This is a genomic window from Roseateles chitinivorans (assembly GCF_050632145.1).
GTDB classification, from domain to species: Bacteria; Pseudomonadota; Gammaproteobacteria; order Burkholderiales; family Burkholderiaceae_C; genus Roseateles; species Roseateles chitinivorans_B.
The window spans coordinates 5711528-5728980 of sequence record NZ_CP192577.1 but is presented as its reverse complement, the minus strand read 5'-3'; the positions used below and the strand labels follow the sequence as shown (position 1 = coordinate 5728980).

The 17453-nt window shown below is 68.7% G+C and carries 16 protein-coding genes; 7 read left to right on the top strand and 9 right to left on the bottom strand.

All coding sequences use genetic code 11. The features are described from left to right. Positions 1-34 precede the first annotated feature (34 nt). Positions 35-934, top strand: a complete 900-nt coding sequence (locus ACQ86G_RS26295; protein WP_431258035.1) for a LysR family transcriptional regulator — start codon at positions 35-37, stop codon at positions 932-934. 53 nt (positions 935-987) lie between these two features. Here ACQ86G_RS26295 and ACQ86G_RS26290 read toward each other — a convergent pair whose 3' ends face one another. Beyond that, complete coding sequence (locus ACQ86G_RS26290; protein WP_431258034.1) at positions 988-1359, bottom strand: DsrE family protein; 372 nt, start codon at positions 1357-1359, stop codon at positions 988-990. Positions 1360-1648: 289 nt separating this feature from the next. Between ACQ86G_RS26290 and gstA the strand changes: the two genes are divergently transcribed. Next, complete coding sequence (gene gstA / locus ACQ86G_RS26285; protein ID WP_431258033.1) at positions 1649-2260, top strand: glutathione transferase GstA; 612 nt, start codon at positions 1649-1651, stop codon at positions 2258-2260. A gap of 33 nt (positions 2261-2293) precedes the next feature. On the opposite strand, the gene ACQ86G_RS26280 is transcribed toward gstA, so the two are convergent. Then, positions 2294-3307 (bottom strand): NADP-dependent oxidoreductase, encoded by a 1014-nt coding sequence (locus ACQ86G_RS26280; RefSeq protein WP_431258032.1) that lies wholly within the window; start codon positions 3305-3307, stop codon positions 2294-2296. A 113-nt stretch (positions 3308-3420) separates the two neighbouring features. On the opposite strand from ACQ86G_RS26280, the gene ACQ86G_RS26275 reads away from it, so the two are divergent. Beyond that, positions 3421-4374 carry a LysR substrate-binding domain-containing protein gene (locus ACQ86G_RS26275; protein WP_431258031.1) on the top strand — a complete coding sequence of 318 codons (954 nt, stop codon included), beginning with the start codon at positions 3421-3423 and terminating at the stop codon, positions 4372-4374. Here ACQ86G_RS26275 and ACQ86G_RS26270 read toward each other — a convergent pair. Together ACQ86G_RS26270 and ACQ86G_RS26265 are read right to left on the bottom strand one after the other, a co-directional pair. Continuing rightward, positions 4366-5406 carry a phosphotransferase gene (locus ACQ86G_RS26270; protein ID WP_431261502.1) on the bottom strand — a complete coding sequence of 347 codons (1041 nt, stop codon included), beginning with the start codon at positions 5404-5406 and terminating at the stop codon, positions 4366-4368. The genes ACQ86G_RS26275 and ACQ86G_RS26270 overlap by 9 nt on opposite strands. Before the next feature lie 127 nt (positions 5407-5533). Continuing rightward, the gene (locus ACQ86G_RS26265; protein ID WP_431258030.1) at positions 5534-6238 is read right to left on the bottom strand and encodes a Crp/Fnr family transcriptional regulator; all 705 of its coding nucleotides are present in this window, start codon (positions 6236-6238) and stop codon (positions 5534-5536) included. 248 nt (positions 6239-6486) lie between these two features. On the opposite strand from ACQ86G_RS26265, the gene ACQ86G_RS26260 reads away from it, so the two are divergent. Next, positions 6487-8589 carry a type IV pilus assembly protein FimV gene (locus tag ACQ86G_RS26260; protein WP_431258029.1) on the top strand — a complete coding sequence of 701 codons (2103 nt, stop codon included), beginning with the start codon at positions 6487-6489 and terminating at the stop codon, positions 8587-8589. Between the two features lie 153 nt (positions 8590-8742). Here ACQ86G_RS26260 and ACQ86G_RS26255 read toward each other — a convergent pair whose 3' ends face one another. The 5 genes from ACQ86G_RS26255 to lptF form a co-directional block, all read right to left on the bottom strand. Further along, complete coding sequence (locus ACQ86G_RS26255) at positions 8743-9912, bottom strand: pyridoxal phosphate-dependent aminotransferase (protein ID WP_431258028.1); 1170 nt, start codon at positions 9910-9912, stop codon at positions 8743-8745. 79 nt (positions 9913-9991) lie between these two features. Continuing rightward, positions 9992-10936, bottom strand: a complete 945-nt coding sequence (locus tag ACQ86G_RS26250) for a CysB family HTH-type transcriptional regulator (protein ID WP_088408215.1) — start codon at positions 10934-10936, stop codon at positions 9992-9994. Between the two features lie 19 nt (positions 10937-10955). Continuing rightward, positions 10956-11381: a sirohydrochlorin chelatase gene (locus ACQ86G_RS26245; RefSeq protein ID WP_431258027.1), complete on the bottom strand. Its 426-nt coding sequence runs from the start codon at positions 11379-11381 to the stop codon at positions 10956-10958. Positions 11382-11466: 85 nt separating this feature from the next. Continuing rightward, complete coding sequence (gene lptG / locus ACQ86G_RS26240; RefSeq protein ID WP_431258026.1) at positions 11467-12630, bottom strand: LPS export ABC transporter permease LptG; 1164 nt, start codon at positions 12628-12630, stop codon at positions 11467-11469. Then, positions 12627-13826 carry an LPS export ABC transporter permease LptF gene (lptF, locus tag ACQ86G_RS26235; protein WP_431258025.1) on the bottom strand — a complete coding sequence of 400 codons (1200 nt, stop codon included), beginning with the start codon at positions 13824-13826 and terminating at the stop codon, positions 12627-12629. Before lptF ends, lptG begins: the two co-directional genes overlap by 4 nt. Before the next feature lie 28 nt (positions 13827-13854). Between lptF and ACQ86G_RS26230 the strand changes: the two genes are divergently transcribed. The 3 genes from ACQ86G_RS26230 (at position 13855) to ACQ86G_RS26220 (ending at position 17273) form a co-directional block, all read left to right on the top strand. Continuing rightward, positions 13855-15315, top strand: a complete 1461-nt coding sequence (locus ACQ86G_RS26230; protein ID WP_431258024.1) for a leucyl aminopeptidase — start codon at positions 13855-13857, stop codon at positions 15313-15315. Positions 15316-15361: 46 nt separating this feature from the next. Further along, positions 15362-15790, top strand: a complete 429-nt coding sequence (locus ACQ86G_RS26225) for a DNA polymerase III subunit chi (protein WP_431258023.1) — start codon at positions 15362-15364, stop codon at positions 15788-15790. Positions 15791-16130: 340 nt separating this feature from the next. After that, positions 16131-17273, top strand: a complete 1143-nt coding sequence (locus ACQ86G_RS26220; protein ID WP_331615166.1) for a branched-chain amino acid ABC transporter substrate-binding protein — start codon at positions 16131-16133, stop codon at positions 17271-17273. Positions 17274-17453: the final 180 nt, after the last annotated feature.

The following is a 17453-nucleotide window of genomic DNA, read 5'->3' as shown; positions in this document are numbered from 1 at the left end:
CCGGGCGGCGCGCCAGGGAATCGGAGGTCCACGCGTGGACGACATCCATCTGATGACGGTGTTCGTCACCGTCTGCGACGGGTTGAGCTTCGCGGGCGCGGCCCGGACGCTGGACCTGTCCGCCGCCGCCGTGACGCGGGCGATCCAGACGCTGGAGCGCCGTCGCGGCGTGGCGCTGCTCGTGCGGCACACGCGACGCGTGACGCTGAGCGAGGCCGGCCGGCGCTACCTGGAGGACGCGCGCACCATCCTCCGCCTGATCGCCGAGGCGGAAGCCGGGGCCTCGGACGCGAACGTGGTGACCCGGGGCCACCTGCGCGTGACGGCACCGGTCGTCTTCGGGCGACTGTTCGTGGTGCCCGGCATCGCGGACTACCTGCGGCGGTATCCCGAGATGACGGTGTCCGCCACCTTCGTGGACCGGACCGTCAACCTGATCGACGAGGGATTCGACCTCGCGATCCGCATCGGCCAGCTGCCGGACTCCGGCATGAAGGCCCTCAAGGTCGGCGAAGTGGGACGGACCGCCTGCGCGTCCGCCGACTACCTGTCCCGTCACGGTGTTCCTCGACATCCCACGGACCTCCACCAGCACCGGACCCTCGCGATCGACGTCTCGGCCCAGCAACTGGTCTGGAAATTCGGATCACGGCAGTCGTCGATGACCGTCAAGCTCAAGCCCGGCTGCGGCTTCACCGGCAGCGATGCGGCGATCGCCGCGGCCGAGCTCGGCCTGGGCATCGTGTACCTGCCGACCTATCAGTTGAAGGAGAAGATGGCGAGCGGCGCGCTCACGCCGGTGCTGACGGCCTTCGCCAGCGACACCGTGCCCATCCATCTGCTCCATCGGGAAACCCGGTTCGGCTCATCCAGGGTCCGCCACTTCATCGAACTGCTGGCGGAGCGACTGCGCGCGGAGCGGCTGTCGGGCTGAGCGGATGACCATCCCGACCGGGTAACGACCGGGTAACGACCGGGTCGGACCGATCAGAAGGTCAGGACCGTGTAGCCGTCGGCGATCAGCTCGCCGATGCTCGGCAGACCGGACGTGCCGGGCACCTGGTTGACGGAGATCAGGTCGAAGCCGTTCTTGATCGCCGCGTCGCGCGCGCCGAACACGTCCGCGCAGCCGCAGGACACGCCGGCGACCTTGTCCTCGACGGCGGCGAACAGGCCGTGCACCGGATGGTCCGGCTGCTTCACGACGCCGGCCCAGCGGGTGCCGGTGCCCTGGAAGTAGATCGCGACGTCCGTCTTGCGCTGCTTGAAGTCGTAGGCGGTGGCCAGGCCGTTGAACAGGCGGCCCAGGGCTTCTTCCCCGCCATTGGCGTCCGAGAAGATGAAGATGGCGACTTTCATGGGAGTTCCTTGGAGTGATGACCGGAATCGACAGTCGAATGAGTTGCAACTGACGAACGGAATCGTAGGGAAGACGCCCATTTGCGGAAACGCCGTGGCCTGCAAGTCATCGTTGCAGATCGCGTGATGGTCGTTTGTCCAGGAAGTCCTTGGACAGGGGCTCGTCAGGGACTCATTGTTCAGCCGGTTGAATGATCAATTCGCTCCGCGGCCATTGGTGGCGCGCATTGCCATTCATAGACTGCTCGTCACGTGATCTCCATTCATTCACCTGACGATTCATTCAGCCATGAAACTCTATTTCTCTCCCGGCTCCTGTGCCTTGGCTTCCCAGATCGCATTGCGGGAGGCCGGACAGGACGTCGAATTGATCAAGGTCGATTTCGCCACCAAGACGACGGTCGACGGCGACTATTTCCAGGTCAGCGCGAAGGGGCTGATTCCCGCATTGAGGCTGGATGACGGCGAGGTCCTCACGGAAGGCGCCGTCATCCTGCAATGGATCGCGGACCAGCATCCGCAGTTCAGGCTGCTGCCCGCGTTCGGGACCCGGGAGCGCTATCGCGCCATGCAATGGCTCAACTACATCGCGACCGACCTGCACAAGGGCATGGCGGTGATGTTCTCGCCGTTCGTGGACGCGGCGTCGAAGACCCGGTTCGCCGAAGGCAACCTGGCCAGCCGGTTCGACTACATCGAGCAGCACCTGTCCGGCAGCGACTACGTGCTGGGCGCCGAGTTCTCCGTCGTCGACGCCTACCTGTACAACGTGCTGCGCTGGCCGGTGCGCGTGAACATCGACATGTCGACCTACCCGTCGATCAAGCGGTTCATGGACCGCATGGCGCAGCGTCCGGCGGTCCGCGCCGCCCTGAAGGCGGAGGGGCTGCCCGTCCGGTAGGTCCCGGCGCCACGCGCGACGTCACGCGCGACGTCATGCAACCTTGAGGATGATCTTGCCCTGGATCCCGCCGCGTGCCGCGCGCTCATGGGCCTGCCGTGCGTCCGCCAGCGCGAACGTGCTGTCGATGGCGACCCGCAGCTGGCCCTCGGCGAGGAGCCGGCTCAACGCCTCCAGTTGCGAGCCGCTCGATCGCACCTGAGTCGATGACACGGTGATCCCGAGTCTCGCTGCTTCATCGGCTCCATCGAAACCCAGCGGATACACCGGGAAGAGGGCGCCGCCCCGCTTGAGCGTGCGCAGGAACCTTGCCGTCGTCGGCCCGCCGAGGGTGTCCAGGACCAGGTCGAGATCGCGCGCGACGGTCTCCGGCGGCGTGACCGTGTAGTCGATGAAACGGTCGGCGCCCAGGTCGCGCACGAACTGCTCGTGCCTGCCGGAGGCCACGGCGATGACCTCCGCGCCGGCCCGTTTCGCCAACTGGACGGCGAGGTGACCCACGCCGCCGCCCGCGCCATTGACCAGGACCCGCTGGCCGGAGAGCGGCACGGGCCGGTGGGACGCAGGCTGGAAGGGGTTGGGCTCGTCATGGCCCAGCTCGATGAGGAACTGCCAGGCCGTCAGGCCGGCCATCGCCGCGCCGGCCGCGTGCGCGTGATCGACCGCGGCGGGCTTGCGCGCCAGATCCGTCACCGGCGCGGCCACGTACTCGGCATACGCGGCGCTCTCGCCAAAGCTGGGGAACTTCACCAAGCCGAGCACCTCGTCGCCGACAGCCAGCGCCGTGACGTCCGCCGCCACCGCCACCACGACGCCTGACACGTCCGAGCCCGGGATGACCGGCAGGTCGACCGGTGGGCGCCAGTCCGCGGGGAGGCTCCGGTAGCCGTCGCGCAGGTACCAGTCGGGCGGATTGATCGCCACCGCACGGACGCGGACCAGCACCTCGCCGGGCTTGAGCGTCGGCATCGGTACGTCTTCGTAGCGGAGCACCTCCGGACCACCGAATGCGTGGATCCGGACGGCCTTCATCGTGTCTTGCGTCATCACTGCTTCCTTCTTGAATGGGGAGGGACGACACCGCTGGGGTGTCCCGAAGTCGCAGTGTGAATATTCGCCGCCGGTTTGATAATCCGTGCACCGATCACTTGTTAAGTGCCATGACGGAACAAATCACCCTGGAGCGCCTGACCGGCATCGTCGCGTTCGCGCGGGCCGCCTCTCATGGCAGCTTCACCGCGGCGGCGCAGTCGCTGTCCGTCTCGCCGTCCGCGGTGAGCAAGACGATCCAGCGGCTGGAGCAGCAGCTCGGCCTGCGCCTGTTCACCCGCACGACCCGCTCGCTGGTGCTGACGCCGGAGGGGCGGGATCTGCATCAGCGCGCGCTCGAGCTGCTGCGCGCGGCGGACGACGTGGTGCAGTCGGCGGTCGCGGCCAGGGCCGAGCCCTCCGGCACCTTGAAGATCGCCGCGCCGCTGCCGATCGGCACGCGTCTGCTGGCGCCGGCGCTCCCGGAGTTCCGTCGACGCCATCCGAAGCTCAACATCGACCTGCGCCTCGGCGACCGCTACGTCAATCTGGTCGAGGAGGGCGTGGACGTCGCCATCCGCATCGGCAGCCAGCCGGACTCCACCTTGATCTCGCGCGGCCTGTCGCCGGTCCGGTTGAGCGCGTTCGCCTCGCCGGGGTATCTGGCCGCGCGGGGCGCGCCGCGCCGGCCCGAGGACCTGCGCGATCACGACTGCGTGAACTTCCGCTACCAGACCACGGGCCAGACGCTGGTCTGGCAGTTCAAGGTCGGACAGCGCGTCGTCGAATTCACCCCCGAGGCGGCCATCGTGCTGGATGTCAGCGATGCGGTGGTGGAGGTGCTGGCCGCCGGCGGCGGCGTCGGCATGGCGGCCTCATGGATCGCGGCGCCCTACGTGGAGCGCGGCCTGCTGGTGCCGGTCCTGAGCGAATGCGCGGTGGAGCGTTCGACGATCACCGCCGTCTGGCCGGAGAGCCGGCGGGCGAATCCCGGCGTGAAGGCCTTCGTCGCCTTCCTGGAGGAGGTGTTCCCGACACCGTCCCCCTGGGATGCCGTGATCGCCGACTGGCCGGCCTCAGTCTGACAGCTTCTGCGCGAACTGCCAGCCCAGTTCCGCCATCGGCTTCGCGCCGGCGCCGGCCTCGCGGGCCTGCTGGCTGGACGCGGTGCCGTCCTCGACGCGCTTGGCGATGCCCTGCAGGATCGCGCAGATGCGGAACAGGTTGTAGGCGAGGTAGAAGTTCCAGTCTTTCATCACCGTCGCCGCGTCGCCGCGACCGGTGCGTTCGCAGTAGCGGCGCACGTAGTCGAGTTCGCTGGGGATGCCCAGCGGGGCCAGGTCCACGCCGCCGAGGCCACGCGCCGCGCCGCTCTTGCGGATGTGCCACGACATGCAGTGGTAGCTGAAGTCCGCCAGCGGATGGCCCAGCGTCGACAGCTCCCAGTCCAGCACCGCCAGCACACGCGGCTCGGTCGGGTGGAAGACGAGGTTGTCCAGCCGGTAGTCGCCGTGCACGATGGCGACCTCGCGCTCGTCGCGCGCCGAGTCGGGGATGTGCGCCGGCAGCCACTCGATCAGGCGGTCCATCGCCTCGTTCGGGCCGGTGATCGTCGCCTGGTACTGCTTGCTCCAGCGGCCGATCTGGCGCTCGAAGTAGTTGCCCGGCTTGCCGTAGCCCGCCAGCCCCAGCGCGCGGAAGTCCACGCGGTGCAGTGCGGCGATGACGCGGTTCATCTCCTCGTAGATCGCCGTGCGTTCCTCGTTGGACGCACCGGGCAGCGTCTGGTCCCACAAGACCCGACCCTGGATGAACTCCATGACGTAGAAGGCGCGGCCGACGACGGATTCGTCCTCGCACAGCGCGAGCATCCGCGGGACCGGCACGTCGGTGTTGCTGAGCGCCCGCATCACGGTGAACTCGCGCTCGATCGCGTGCGCCGACGGCAGCAGCTTGGCCACCGGCGCCGGCTTGGCGCGCATCACGTAGGTCGCGCCCGGCGTGATCAGCTTGTAGGTGGGATTGGACTGGCCGCCCTTGAACTGCTCGATCGTCAGCGGGCCGGCGAAGCCCTCGATCTCGCGCGCCAGCCAGGCGGCGAGCGCCTCGGCGTCCATCGTCTGCGACGGGGCGCGGGTGCCGGTGAAAGCATCGTCCACAAGGTCTCCTGGAGTTGTCGTGATTCGTGATCGACGCGTCCCCGGAGCCCGCCGCCCTGCGCAGGCGGCGACGATCCCGGGACGCTCAGCGGTTGGCGATGGCCAACAGCTTTTCCTTGCTCAGCACCACCAGCCGGGTCGGCTCGACGCGCACCGCGCCTTCGCGCTCGAAGCCCTTGAGCTCCTGGTTCACGCGTTGCCGCGAGGCGCCCAGCAACTGCGCCAGGTCTTCCTGCGCCAGCTGCAGGCCGATGCGGACCTCCTCGCCTTGCGACACGCCGTAGCTGCGCGCCAGCAGCAGGATCTGCTTGGCCAGGCGCGAAGCCAGGGGCCGGGTGTTGAGGTCCTCGACCTGGTCGAACATCAGCCGCAGCCGCCGGCAGTTCAGCCGCAGCAGCGCCTCGTAGAGCTCGGTGTGGCGTTGCAGCAGGTCGCGGAAGTCGGGCTTGCGGATCACCAGCAGCGTGGTCTCCCCGTGCGCGCTGGCATCGTGCGTGCGCGGCAGGCCGTCGAAGAGGGCGATGTCGCCGAACCAGATGCCCGGCTCGACATAGGTCAGCGTGACCTGCTTGCCCGACAGCGAGACCGAACTCACCCGCACCGCGCCCTTGGCCACGCCGATCCATTCCTCGGCGGGTTCGCCGCGCACCGACATCAGCGCGCCGTCGGACAGGCGTCTCACGGTGGCGCGCGCCAGGATGTCGCTGCGCAGCGGCAGTGACAGTTTGGAAAACCACGGGCCTGTCTCGATGCTGTTGCGTTCGGAAATTGTAAGAACCGAGCTGTTCATGCTTTGTCGCTGGCGTGACAGGCCAGCCGTCTCCTGAATTGTGGGGAGAGGCCGTGTGCGTGGCGGCGTCTTCCGGGTGATTTCTGGCCTATTGTGAGGGACCCACGCCATGCCCGCGGGGGCCGCGACGATGCGCGCATGATGCGTGGGCGATGCGCATCCGGGGGGAAGGAAGGGCGCTTTTCCGGGTTTGTCCCTGTAAGCGTCGTGCTAGAGTGAAACGCACACCAACAGCAACAACAGCGGGAATGGATCGAGATCTTCACGACCCGCGCGGCGCACTGCCGCCGCCCAGCGTTCTCGTGCTTGCCATCCTCATGATGTCGACGCCGGCCTGGGGCCTCGGTGTCGGCCGCCCCCAGGCGGCATCGTCATTGGGTCAGCCGCTGAACCTGCTGTTCCCCATCCAGCTCAACCCCGGCGAGACCGTCACGCCCGAATGCGTGCGCGCGGAAGTCAACGCCGGCGAGAACACGCTGGCCGCGTCGGGCCTGCACTGGCAGGTCGAGGGCGACGGTTCGCGCGTCACCGGCGTGCGCTTGCGAAGCGCGCAGCGCATCGACGAGCCGATCGTGTCGGTGCAGCTCAGCGTCGGCTGTCCCGCGCGGCTGACGCGCCAGTACACCGCGTTCATCGATCCGCCCGGCCTGAACGGTGAACCGGTCGCCGATCCGGGGCCGCCTCCCGCGGTGACCGTGTCGCCGGCGTTGCAGGCACTGCAGGAGTCGCAGCCGCCGCGCCCGGCGGAGACGCCGAACAATCGATCCCCGGCGCCGCGCGCCGGCAACGACCTGGCGATCGCCGCCGCGGCCACGCCCGGCGCCGCCGATGGCAGCGCGGAGCGGCCGCGGCAACGGCAGCGCCGGGCGGTCGAGGCAAGCCCTGGCACCGACGGTGGCCGCTCCGGCGCGTCACGCGAGACGCGTCCGGCCCAGGGCCGGACCCCGACGCGCGAGGCCCGTGCGACGCGGGCCCCGACGCCGCGCCTGTCGCTGGAGCCGATGGAGGTGCTGCAGGCGCCCGCGCAGGCGCTGCTGGCGGCCGAGGCCGCCGCCAGTGCCGCGAGTGCCGCTGAAGATGCGCGTCAGCAGATGCTGGCGATGCAGAAGCAGCTGGCCGACATGCAGGCCGAGCAGAAGCGCACCCTGGCCGCGATGACCACGCTGCGGCAGGAACTCCAGGCTGCGCGCGAGCAGGCCGCGAACGGCGGCAGCGCCTCCTCGGTCTGGGTGCTGGGCCTGAGCCTGCTGAGCCTGGCGCTGGCCGCAAGCAGCCTGCTGCTGTGGCGCAGCAACCGCGTGCAGAAGCGCGAGGCCGGCCAGCATTGGCTGGGCGATTCCCGCCATGACGGGGAGGGCGCCGAGACGGTGCTGCCGCCCGTGCCGACCGGGCCGTCCCCGTTCACGCCCACCGATCCGCACAGCTCGCCGGCGCCGTTGATGTCCCACCTGTCGAGCGACGGTCCGGCGGCGTCCCTGGCCCCGTCGACGATCCCGATGCCGTTGAGCCTCAACGAGGAACCGACGCGCCCCGCGCCCCTGATGTCGGCCACGCCGCCCGCGCCGCCGGCACCCCGCATGCCGGCCCGCGCACCGACGACGGCCGCCGACGACGCGCTCGACGCCCTGGCCGCCCTCGATGCGCTGGAGCCGCTGAGCCTGCAGTTCGAACGCGGCGACACCCGTCCGGCGCCGCTGACCGCCGACCTCGGTGGTGGCGGCGTCACCGTGACCGTCGAGGAACTCATCGACCTCGAGCAGCAGGTCGATTTCTTCATGGTGCTGGGCCAGGACGATGCGGCGATCGAACTGCTGTCTTCCCGCCTGAACCATCGCGACGCGGCCAGCGGCCTGCCGTTCCTCAAGCTGATGGAGCTCTATCAGCGCCGCGGTGATCGGGAATCCTTCGATCGCATCGGGGCGCGTTTTACCGAGCAGTTCCATGCCCGGGCGCCGTCGTGGAGCGACGACCTGAACGAGGGCGACGCCCTGGAGACCCACGCGGAACTGATGGAGCGGCTCGAAGCCGCCTGGTCCGATCCCGAAGGCAGCATGAGCCTGCTGCAGGATCTGCTGTCCAACCATCAGGAATACAGCGGCGATCTGGGATTGCCGGCCTATCGCGACCTGCTGCTGCTGTACGCGGTGGCGCGCGATCGCGCCGAGCATGAGATCGACGGCAACTCGATCGACGTCGTGCTGCCGCTGGATGCGACCGCGCCCACGGATCAGATGGCGACCATGGTGTGGCAGTCGCCGGCACCGTCGCGGACGCCGCTCACGCAGTCGGTGGACCTGGATCTGTCGCTCGTCGAGGACGACGAGACATCGCGTACACCCAAAGGGCGGTGATCGTGATTGCGGGCGGTCAGGCGTCGGCCGTCAGGCCTGCGTGTGGCCAGGCGCGGGCACTCCACGAGGCAGGGGCATCGCGTCCGCGAACCCCCAGCCTCATTCCGGCCCCACAAGCACTCGCTGTTCGCGGGCCTGGGGAGTGCGAGTGACTCAGATCTTCTTCAGTCGCTCAAGCGCCAGATCCAGCGTCTCGTCCTTCTTCGCGAAGCAGAAGCGGATGACCTTGGCGTCGCTGCCACCGGTGTAGAACGCGGACAGCGGGATCGCCGCGACGCCGATCTCGCGCGTCAGCCACTGGCAGATCTCCATGTCGCCCATCGCGGCCTGCGCCGCAGGCAGCGCGCTGTAGTCGACGCACTGGAAGTAGCTGCCGGGGCAGGGCCTCAGCACGAAGGCCGAGCCCGCGAGCCCGGCGCGGAAACGGTCGCGCTTGCGCTGGTAGAAGTCGCTCAGGCCCAGGTAGGGCGCCGGATCGCGCATGTAGGCCGCGATGCCGTGCTGCATCGCCGAGTTCACGGTGAACACGTTGTACTGGTGGACCTTGCGGAACTCCGCCATCAACGGCGCGGGCGCGGTCACGTAGCCGACCTTCCAGCCGGTCACGTGATAGGTCTTGCCGAAGCTCGACACGACGAAGCTGCGCGCGGCCAGCTCGGGCAGCCGCGACACGCTCTGGTGCGTCTGGCCGTCGTAGACCATGTGCTCGTAGACCTCGTCGCTGATCACCAGCACCTCGGTGCCGTCCAGCAGTTCGGCGAGCTGGCGCAGTTCGTCCGCGTTCCACACCGCGCCGCTAGGGTTGTGCGGGCTGTTGATCATGATCGCGCGGGTGCGCGGCGTGAGCGCGGCGCGGATGCGGTCGAAGTCAGGGCGGAAGCTCGTCGGATCCAGCGGCACCGGCACCATGACGCCGCCGGCCAGCGCGATGTTGGGCGCGTAGCTGTCGTAGGCGGGCTCGAGCACCACCACCTCGTCGCCCGGATGCACGATCGCGAGCAGCGCCGTCAGGATCGCCTGCGTCGCGCCGGCGGTGACGGTGATCTCGGTGTCGGGGTTGTACGCGTGGCCGTAGAGCGTCTCGATCTTGGCGGCGATCGCCTGGCGCAACGCCGGCACGCCGGGCATCGGCGGGTACTGGTTGTGGCCGGCGCGCATCGCGGCGTCGACGGCGTCCAGCAGCGCCGGGTCGCCTTCGAAGTCGGGGAAGCCCTGGCCCAGGTTGACCGCCTGGTGCTGCTGCGCCAGCGCCGACATGACGCTGAATACCGTCACGCCCAGTTGGGGCAGGCGGCTCGCGGGAAGGGGTGTGTGAACGCGCATGGTCGGTATCGATGAGGATCGACGGAGATCGATGAGTGGGCGGGTCGTGTGCGGGGGAGGCGCTGGACGGTGCCGGAAATCAGAGGTCGTAGTCGCTGGCCTCGCCGCTCATCGCGCGCTGCAGCAGCGTGCGGTTGAGGCGGTCGGAAAGCAGCTCGGCGAAGCTGTAGACGTAGTTGCGCAGGTAGGCGCCGCGCTTGAAGGCGATGCGGGCGACGTTCTGGCCCAGCAGGTGGCCGAGCGGGCGCGAGACGAGTTCGCCGCCGGGCGGGTCCTCGCGCACCGCCATCTCGGCGACGATGCCCACGCCCAGGCCCAGCCGGACGTAGGTCTTGATCACGTCGGAGTCGATCGCCTCGAGCACGATGTTGGGCTTGAGCTGGCGTTGCGCGAAGGCGCGGTCGATGCGGGTGCGGCCGGTGAAGCTGGGGTGGTAGGAGACCAGCGGCTGCGCGGCCAGGTGCTCGAGATCGATGCGCTCGAGCTGCGCCAGCGGATGCTCGGCGCGCATCACCAGCACGTGCTGCCATTCGTAGGCGGGCAGGGTGACGAGCTCTTCGAACTGCGACAGCGATTCGGTCGCCAGGCCGACGTCGGCGGTCTCGTCGATCAGCATCTTCGCGACCTGGTCCGGGCTGCCCTGGTGCAGGCCGATGTTGACCTGCGGGAACTGCTTGCGCAGCTGCGTGACCGGTCCGGGCAGCACGTATCTCGCCTGCGTGTGCGTGGTCGCGATCGACAGCGTGCCGACGTCCTGCTTGGAGTACTCCTCGCCGATGCGCTTGAGGTTGCCGACCTCGCGCATGATGATCTCGATGGACTTGAGCACCTGCCGGCCGGGCTCGGTGATGCTGCGCAGCCGTTTGCCGTGGCGCGAGAAGATGTCGACGCCGAGCTCTTCCTCGAGCTCCAGGATCGCCTTGGAGACGCCCGGCTGCGAGGTGTACAGCGCCTTGGCCGTCTCGGTCAGGTTGAGGTTGCGGCGCGCGGCCTCTTGGACGAAGCGGAACTGGTGCAGGTTCATGGCAGGTTCATCGCAGGGTTCAAGACTCGGGAAGCACGGTCGGCGTGGCGGGGTTGAGGGGGTCGGCGGGGAGCGTGACGGCGGTGATCAGGTCCAGCGTCGCGCCCGCCATCGCGCGGATCACCGACGGCTGTTCGCCGATGGCATCGTGCAGGACGAAGAGCACGCGCGGGTGGGCCGCGCGCAGCGTCTCCACCAGCGGCGGCACGTCGCGGCGCACATGGCCGCTGGCGCCGAGGAACATCGGGACGATCTGGATGCGGGTGCAGCCGACCGCGACCAGCGCACCGGCGGCGGTGGCCAGGTCGGGCGCCATCAGCTCCAGGTAGGCCAGGGCGATCGGCAGGTCCGGACGTTGCGTCTGCAGTTCGGCGGCGATGGCCTGGAACGGCCCCGCCCAGGCCGGGTCGCGGGCCCCATGGGCGAAGAGCAGCAGACCGTCCATCAGCAGTCCTCCCTCGGGCGACACGTCGGTGACCCGGACCGATGGTCGGCCCGGCAGGCGGCCAGACAGGCGGCGTTTTCGCCGCTCATCGATACCGCACCAACCAGTAGAACGCGCCCATCGAGATGCCCAGGTACAGCAGGCTGGGCGCCGAGGCCACGAGCCACGGGGTCCAGTCGCGCAGCAGGCCGAGGTGGCCGGTGATCGCGTTCAGCACCACGAAGCTGATGCCCAGCATGATGCCGCCGAAGACCTTCACGCTGATGCCGCCCGAGCGGAAGTGCAGGTACGCGAACGGCAGCGCCAGCGCCACCATCACCATGCAGGCGAACGGATAGAAGGCCTTGCGCCAGAACTGGATCTCCGGCTGCGCCGAGGACTGTTCCTGCGAGGACAGGTGGCGCGTGTAGCGGTAGAGCTCCAGCGTCGACATGTTCCACGTCGGCTGCACCGCGGCCGCCACGACGCCGGAGGGGAGCTGGCTCTGCCATTCGTACTTCGGCAGCAGGATCTCGCGCACCGCCGGGTTCTCGGCGAGCTTGTCCTGCGGCGCCGCCGGGTCCGCGTGCTGCGGCGCGGCCAGGGCGGGCTGGTTCAGCGGCGTCGGCGTGCGCGACCATTGCATCAGGCGCACGTCGTTCATCATCCAGCGGCCGGTCGGGTCGACGGTCGCGTTCTTCGCGGTCAGCCGGGTGGCCATCGCGCCCTTGCTGTCGAACTCGAAGACCAGCACGTCCTCCATCGCGCCGTTGGCGCGGGCCCGGCCGACGTGCACCGCATAGCTGTAGTCGCCGAGGCGGTCCTTCATCCACGCGCCCTGGGCGTTCGTGACGCCGCCGCTGGCGCTGGACTTGAGCAGCTGCGCCTGGCGGTCCGCCCACGGATTGACGAAGTCGCCCACGACGAAGGCCAGCACCGCGAAGGCCAGCGCCATCACGCTCAGCAGGCCCAGCGCGCGCTGCGGGCCGAGGCCGCCGGTGCGCAGGATGGTGAACTCGCTGGACTGCGCCAGTCGCGCCATGCTGAAGATCGTGCCGATCAGCACCGCGATCGGCATCAGCTCGTAGAAGCGGCCGGGCAGCTTCAGCACGCTGGACCAGACCGCCAGTCCGATGCCCAGCCCCAGGCGCTGGAAGCGGTCCAGGTCGTCGATGAAGTCCAGGAAGAAGAACAGCGCCAGGAACCCGGCCATGACCAGGGTGAAGGAGCTCAGGATGTCGCGGTACAGCAGCCGCCGGACGGTTCTCATGTGGGCACTCCCGGCGTGGAACCGGACATCGTCGCGGGCGCGATCACGACGCCGGCCGGTGGCGCGGCGAAGACGGTCTCGTCGTAACCCGGCTTCTCGGGCGGGGCCGGGAGCACGCCGCTGCGCGGCGCGCCCAGGCGCGCGCCCTGTTCACGCCAGAGCAGCAGCAGCAGCGTCACCAGGAAGGCGCCGCCGTGCAGGGCCAGCAGCGCCGGGCCCAGCTTCATCTTGTTGGCCACCACCCAGGTCTGGGTCAGGTTGATCAGGTTGAAATAGACGATGAACGCCAGCAGCGCGAAGAGCAGGTTCCAGTTGCTGGCGCGGCGCGGGTTGGTCGCAGAGATGCCGATCCCCAGCAGCACCAGGTTGACGCAGCCCAGGATCATGCCGAAGCGCCAGGCCAGCTCGCCGTCGTTCTGGGGCGTGCGGTCGACCAGCAGGTCCAGCGTGGGGCGCGTCTTGGGCGGGCGCGTGCCGCCGGCGCGCATCACCTCCTCGTCGACCACCACCTGGTACTGCTGGAAGCGCGCCACCGACTTGTCGCCGTTGCGCTGGTCGACGTCGTTGCGCTGGCCGTGGTCCAGCACCAGCACGCGCTGGTTGTCCTTGTACTGCAGCGCGCCGCGCGCCGAGGTCGTCACCGACTCCAGGTGCTCGGTGTTGTTCATGATGAAGACGTTGCGCGCGGCGGCTTCGTCGGTCGGGTCGCGTTCGATGAAGAACACGCGCGAGCCGTCGTTGGAGGTCTGGAACTGGCCCGGCGCGACGCGGGACAGGTCGCTGCGCTGCTCGAACTGCGCGCGCAGCTGGGCGCTGTTGTCGTTGCTCCAGGGCCAGACGATGGTCATCAGCACCGCGACGACGACCAGCACCGGCGAGGCCATCGTCAGCACCGGCCGCACGAAGCGCGTCAGGCCCAGGCCGCTGGCGAACCAGATGGTCATCTCCGATTCCTTGTACATGCGCCCCAGCGACATGACGACGGCGACGAACAGCGACAGGCTCAGCATCACCGGCAGCTGGGCGAGGGCCAGATAACCCAGCGACAGCAGCACGTGCTGCGGGGCCACCGTCCCCTTGGCCGCCATGCCGAGCGAGCGCACCAGCAGCATCGTCACGACGATGGTCAGGATGACCACGAAGGCCAGTCCGAAACTGCGGGCCAGTTCCTTGCGTACGGTTGAATCGAATAACATCCGGGCACTTTATCTACTTCTCGGCATTATGGACTTCCGCTCTCAGCTCGCGACCCTCGACGCGCTCTCGTCGCACGGCGCCGACGCCCTCGTGCTGGTCGTCGCGGGCGACAGCCTGCCGGCGTCGCTCGACAAGACCGTCACCGCCCTGGTCAAGGACGCCATCAAGCTCGGCGACTTCGAGCTGAAGGCGGGTCAGGTCTTGTCCCTGGTCCGTCCGGCCGGCCTGAAGGCCCCCAGACTGATCGTCGCCGCGAGCGGCGCGTCGCTGAAGGCCGCGCGCAGCGCGCTGGGCGCCGCGCTGGGCCAGCTCAAGGGCAAGGGCGCCACGGGCGCCTCGGTGGCCTATGCCGGTTTCGGCGCCGACCTGACCGAGTCCCTGGCCGAGCAGACCGTGCTCGCCGCGCTGGAAGCCACCTACATCTACCGCGAGACCAAGCCGAGCGCCCCCGCGGCGTCGAAGCTGGCGAAGATCACCCTGCTGCACGGCAAGGACGACGTCAAGGCGGTCAAGGCCGGCCTGACCCGCGGCCAGGCCATCGGCGCCGGCATCGCCGTCGCGCGCGAATGCGCCAACCTGCCGCCCAACGTCGCGACGCCGGCCTACCTGGCCGACCAGACGAAGGCGCTGGCCAAGAGCCACGGCATCAAGGTCGAGGTGCTGGACCAGAAGGGCATCGAGAAGCTGGGCATGGGCTCCTTCCTGTCCGTGGCCAAGGGTTCCGACGTGCCGCCGCGCTTCATCGTCGCCAAGTACGAAGGCGCCGCCAAGACCCAGGCGCCGGTGGTGCTGGTCGGCAAGGGCATCACCTTCGACTCGGGCGGCATCTCGCTGAAGCCGGGCGCCGGCATGGACGAGATGAAGTTCGACATGGGCGGCGCCGCCTCCGTGCTGGGCACGCTGCGCGCCGTGGTCGAGCTCAAGCCCAAGATCAACCTGGTCGTGCTGATCGCCGCCTGCGAGAACATGCCCAGCGCCCGCGCGGTCAAGCCGGGTGACGTGGTCACCTCGATGTCGGGCCAGACGATCGAGATCCTGAACACCGACGCCGAAGGCCGTCTGATCCTGTGCGACGCGCTGACCTACGCCGAGCGCTTCAAGCCCGCGGCCGTCGTCGACGTCGCGACGCTGACCGGCGCCTGCGTGATCGCCCTGGGCGGCGTGCGTTCGGGCATGTATGCGAGCGACGACGAACTGGCGGCCGCGCTGAGCGCCGCCGGCGAGACGGCGCTGGACCCGTGCTGGCGCCTGCCGCTGGACGACGACTACGCCGACGGCCTGAAGACCAACTTCGCCGACGTCGCCAACGTCGCCGGCCGCGAGGGCGGTTCCATCACCGCCGCGAAGTTCCTGCAGCGCTTCGCGTCCAAGTACCGCTGGGGTCACCTGGACATCGCCGGTACCGCCTGGAAGGGCGGCGGCGCCAAGGGCGCCACCGGCCGTCCGGTCGGCCTGCTGACGCACTTCGTGCTGTCGCAGGTCCGCTGAACGCCGGCGGCGTTCTCCGGAAACTGAAAGAGGAAGGGCGGGTCCGGTGACGGAGGTCAACTTCTATACCGGCGTGCCCGACCGGCAGGTCTACGCCTGCCGCCTGCTGCGCAAGACGCAGGCGGCGGGACTGACCGTCGGGATCTGGGGACCGATGAGGTTGCTGGAGCGGCTGGACCAGACGCTCTGGACCTTCGAGCCCGGCGAGTTCCTCCCGCATCTGCTGCTGCGCGGCGACAGCCCGTCGCCGCTGCGCGAGCGCACGCCGATCCTGCTGTCGGACCAGCTCGATGCGCTGGCCGGGTGCCAGGTCTTGCTGAATTTCGAACCCGGCGTGCCGCCCGGGCTCGAGCGTTTCGAACGCGTGCTGGAGCTGGTCTCCACCGACGCCGAGCAGGTCGCCGCGGGACGCGGGCGATTCAAGGCCTACAAGGCGCTCGGACTGACGCTGAATCACCACGTGATGTCGGCCTGAGCCGATCGATCCCTGTTTTTTCTAGGCTGGGCGAGCGGTGCGCCAAGAGGGTGCCGGACCGCGCCGGCGTGGTGCCGCACGGCCCGAGGACAGGGCGTGGATTCCCCCGGCTGACAATGGATTGGGCGGAAATCCGCACTCCGCGTGCGACCCGTGTGCACGCCGTCGCACTCCTGCGAAAACCATCCGGGTTTGCCCCGGTGACAGGGGCGCGACAACGCTTCCGCCGTGACCGCGTTCACAGCATTTTCACTATGGAAACGCTTCCGTCTTTCGGGGTATGGTCGCTCGCGTTGAGAACTCAACGTCATTCCACATATCCCGAGTCGGAGGTTCCTAGATGCAATCCAAGCTGAATGTGATCGTGGGCGCAATCGCCATTGCCGCAAGCGGCGCCGCCCTGGCGCAGGATGCGGTGGTCAAGATCGGCCACGTGGGTCCCACCAGCGGCGCCATCGCGCACCTGGGCAAGGACAATGAACTGGGCGCCAAGATGGCCATCGACGAGCTGAACGCCAAGGGCGTGACGATCGGCGGCAAGAAGGTGAAGTTCGAGCTGCTGGCCGAAGACGACGCCGGCGACCCGAAGCAAGGCACCGCGGCTGCCCAGAAGCTGGTCGACTCCAAGGTCAACGGCGTGATCGGCCACCTGAACTCCGGCACGACCATCCCCGCGTCCAAGATCTACAGCGACGCCGGCATCCCGCAGATCTCGCCGTCGGCGACCAACCCCAAGTACACCCGCAACGGCTACAAGACGGCATTCCGCGTCGTGGCTGACGACGTGCACCTGGGCGGCACGCTGGGCAAGTACGCGGTGACCTCGCTGAAGGGCAAGTCCATCGCCGTCATCGACGACCGCACGGCCTACGGCCAGGGCGTCGCCGACGAGTTCGAGAAGGGCGTCAAGGCCGCGGGCGGCAAGGTCGTCGGTCGTGAATTCACCAACGACAAGGCCACGGACTTCACCGCCATCCTGACCTCCCTGAAGGGCAAGAAGCCCGACGTCGTCTTCTTCGGCGGCATGGACGCCGTCGCGGGCCCGATGCTGCGCCAGATGAAGCAGCTGGGCATCGAAGCCAAGTTCATGGGCGGCGACGGCATCTGCACGGCCGAACTGCCCAAGCTGTCGGCCGGCACCATCTCCGACAGCCAGGTCGTCTGCGCGGAAGCGGGCGGCGTAGAAGGCGAGTCGAAGAAGTCGCTGGACGCCTTCAAGACCAAGTTCAAGGACAAGTACAAGGTCGAAGTCCAGATCTACGCCCCGTACGTCTATGACGCGGTCAACGTGATGGTCGACGCCATGGTCAAGGCCAAGTCCGCCGATCCGAAGGTCTACCTGCCGGTGCTGGCCAAGACGGCCGACTACAAGGGCGTGACCGGCACGATCGCGTTCGACGCCAAGGGCGACATCAAGAACGGCGCGCTGACCCTGTACACCTACAAGGGTGGCAACCGCGAGCAGCTCGCCGTCGTGCGCTGATCCTGGGACGCCAGTCACCAAGGTCACCCAGACCACGGAACGCCCACTTCGGTGGGCGTTTTTTTCGCCCGCGGCAGGTCCCGTCATTCCTTCACGTTCCCTCTCTGACAGGGTCACGTCGGGACGACATCGGACTGTCCCCGGTTCGGGGGATCACCCCCTCACTCACGTGCATTCCCG

Excerpts from the sequence above, each read along its gene's own strand:
- ACQ86G_RS26245 (WP_431258027.1), bottom strand. The coding sequence starts at position 11,381 with ATGGACGGTCTGCTGCTCTTCGCCCATGGGGCCCGCGACCCGGCCTGG.
- lptF (WP_431258025.1), bottom strand. The coding sequence starts at position 13,826 with ATGTTATTCGATTCAACCGTACGCAAGGAACTGGCCCGCAGTTTCGGA.
- ACQ86G_RS26280 (WP_431258032.1), bottom strand. The coding sequence starts at position 3,307 with ATGACGCAAGACACGATGAAGGCCGTCCGGATCCACGCATTCGGTGGT.
- ACQ86G_RS26230 (WP_431258024.1), top strand. The coding sequence starts at position 13,855 with ATGGACTTCCGCTCTCAGCTCGCGACCCTCGACGCGCTCTCGTCGCAC.
- ACQ86G_RS26250 (WP_088408215.1), bottom strand. The coding sequence starts at position 10,936 with ATGAACCTGCACCAGTTCCGCTTCGTCCAAGAGGCCGCGCGCCGCAAC.
- gstA (WP_431258033.1), top strand. The coding sequence starts at position 1,649 with ATGAAACTCTATTTCTCTCCCGGCTCCTGTGCCTTGGCTTCCCAGATC.
- ACQ86G_RS26220 (WP_331615166.1), top strand. The coding sequence starts at position 16,131 with ATGCAATCCAAGCTGAATGTGATCGTGGGCGCAATCGCCATTGCCGCA.
- ACQ86G_RS26270 (WP_431261502.1), bottom strand. The coding sequence starts at position 5,406 with ATGGACGCCGAGGCGCTCGCCGCCTGGCTGGCGCGCGAGATCGAGGGC.
- ACQ86G_RS26260 (WP_431258029.1), top strand. The coding sequence starts at position 6,487 with ATGGATCGAGATCTTCACGACCCGCGCGGCGCACTGCCGCCGCCCAGC.
- lptG (WP_431258026.1), bottom strand. The coding sequence starts at position 12,630 with ATGAGAACCGTCCGGCGGCTGCTGTACCGCGACATCCTGAGCTCCTTC.
- ACQ86G_RS26255 (WP_431258028.1), bottom strand. The coding sequence starts at position 9,912 with ATGCGCGTTCACACACCCCTTCCCGCGAGCCGCCTGCCCCAACTGGGC.
- ACQ86G_RS26290 (WP_431258034.1), bottom strand. The coding sequence starts at position 1,359 with ATGAAAGTCGCCATCTTCATCTTCTCGGACGCCAATGGCGGGGAAGAA.
- ACQ86G_RS26265 (WP_431258030.1), bottom strand. The coding sequence starts at position 6,238 with ATGAACAGCTCGGTTCTTACAATTTCCGAACGCAACAGCATCGAGACA.
- ACQ86G_RS26275 (WP_431258031.1), top strand. The coding sequence starts at position 3,421 with ATGACGGAACAAATCACCCTGGAGCGCCTGACCGGCATCGTCGCGTTC.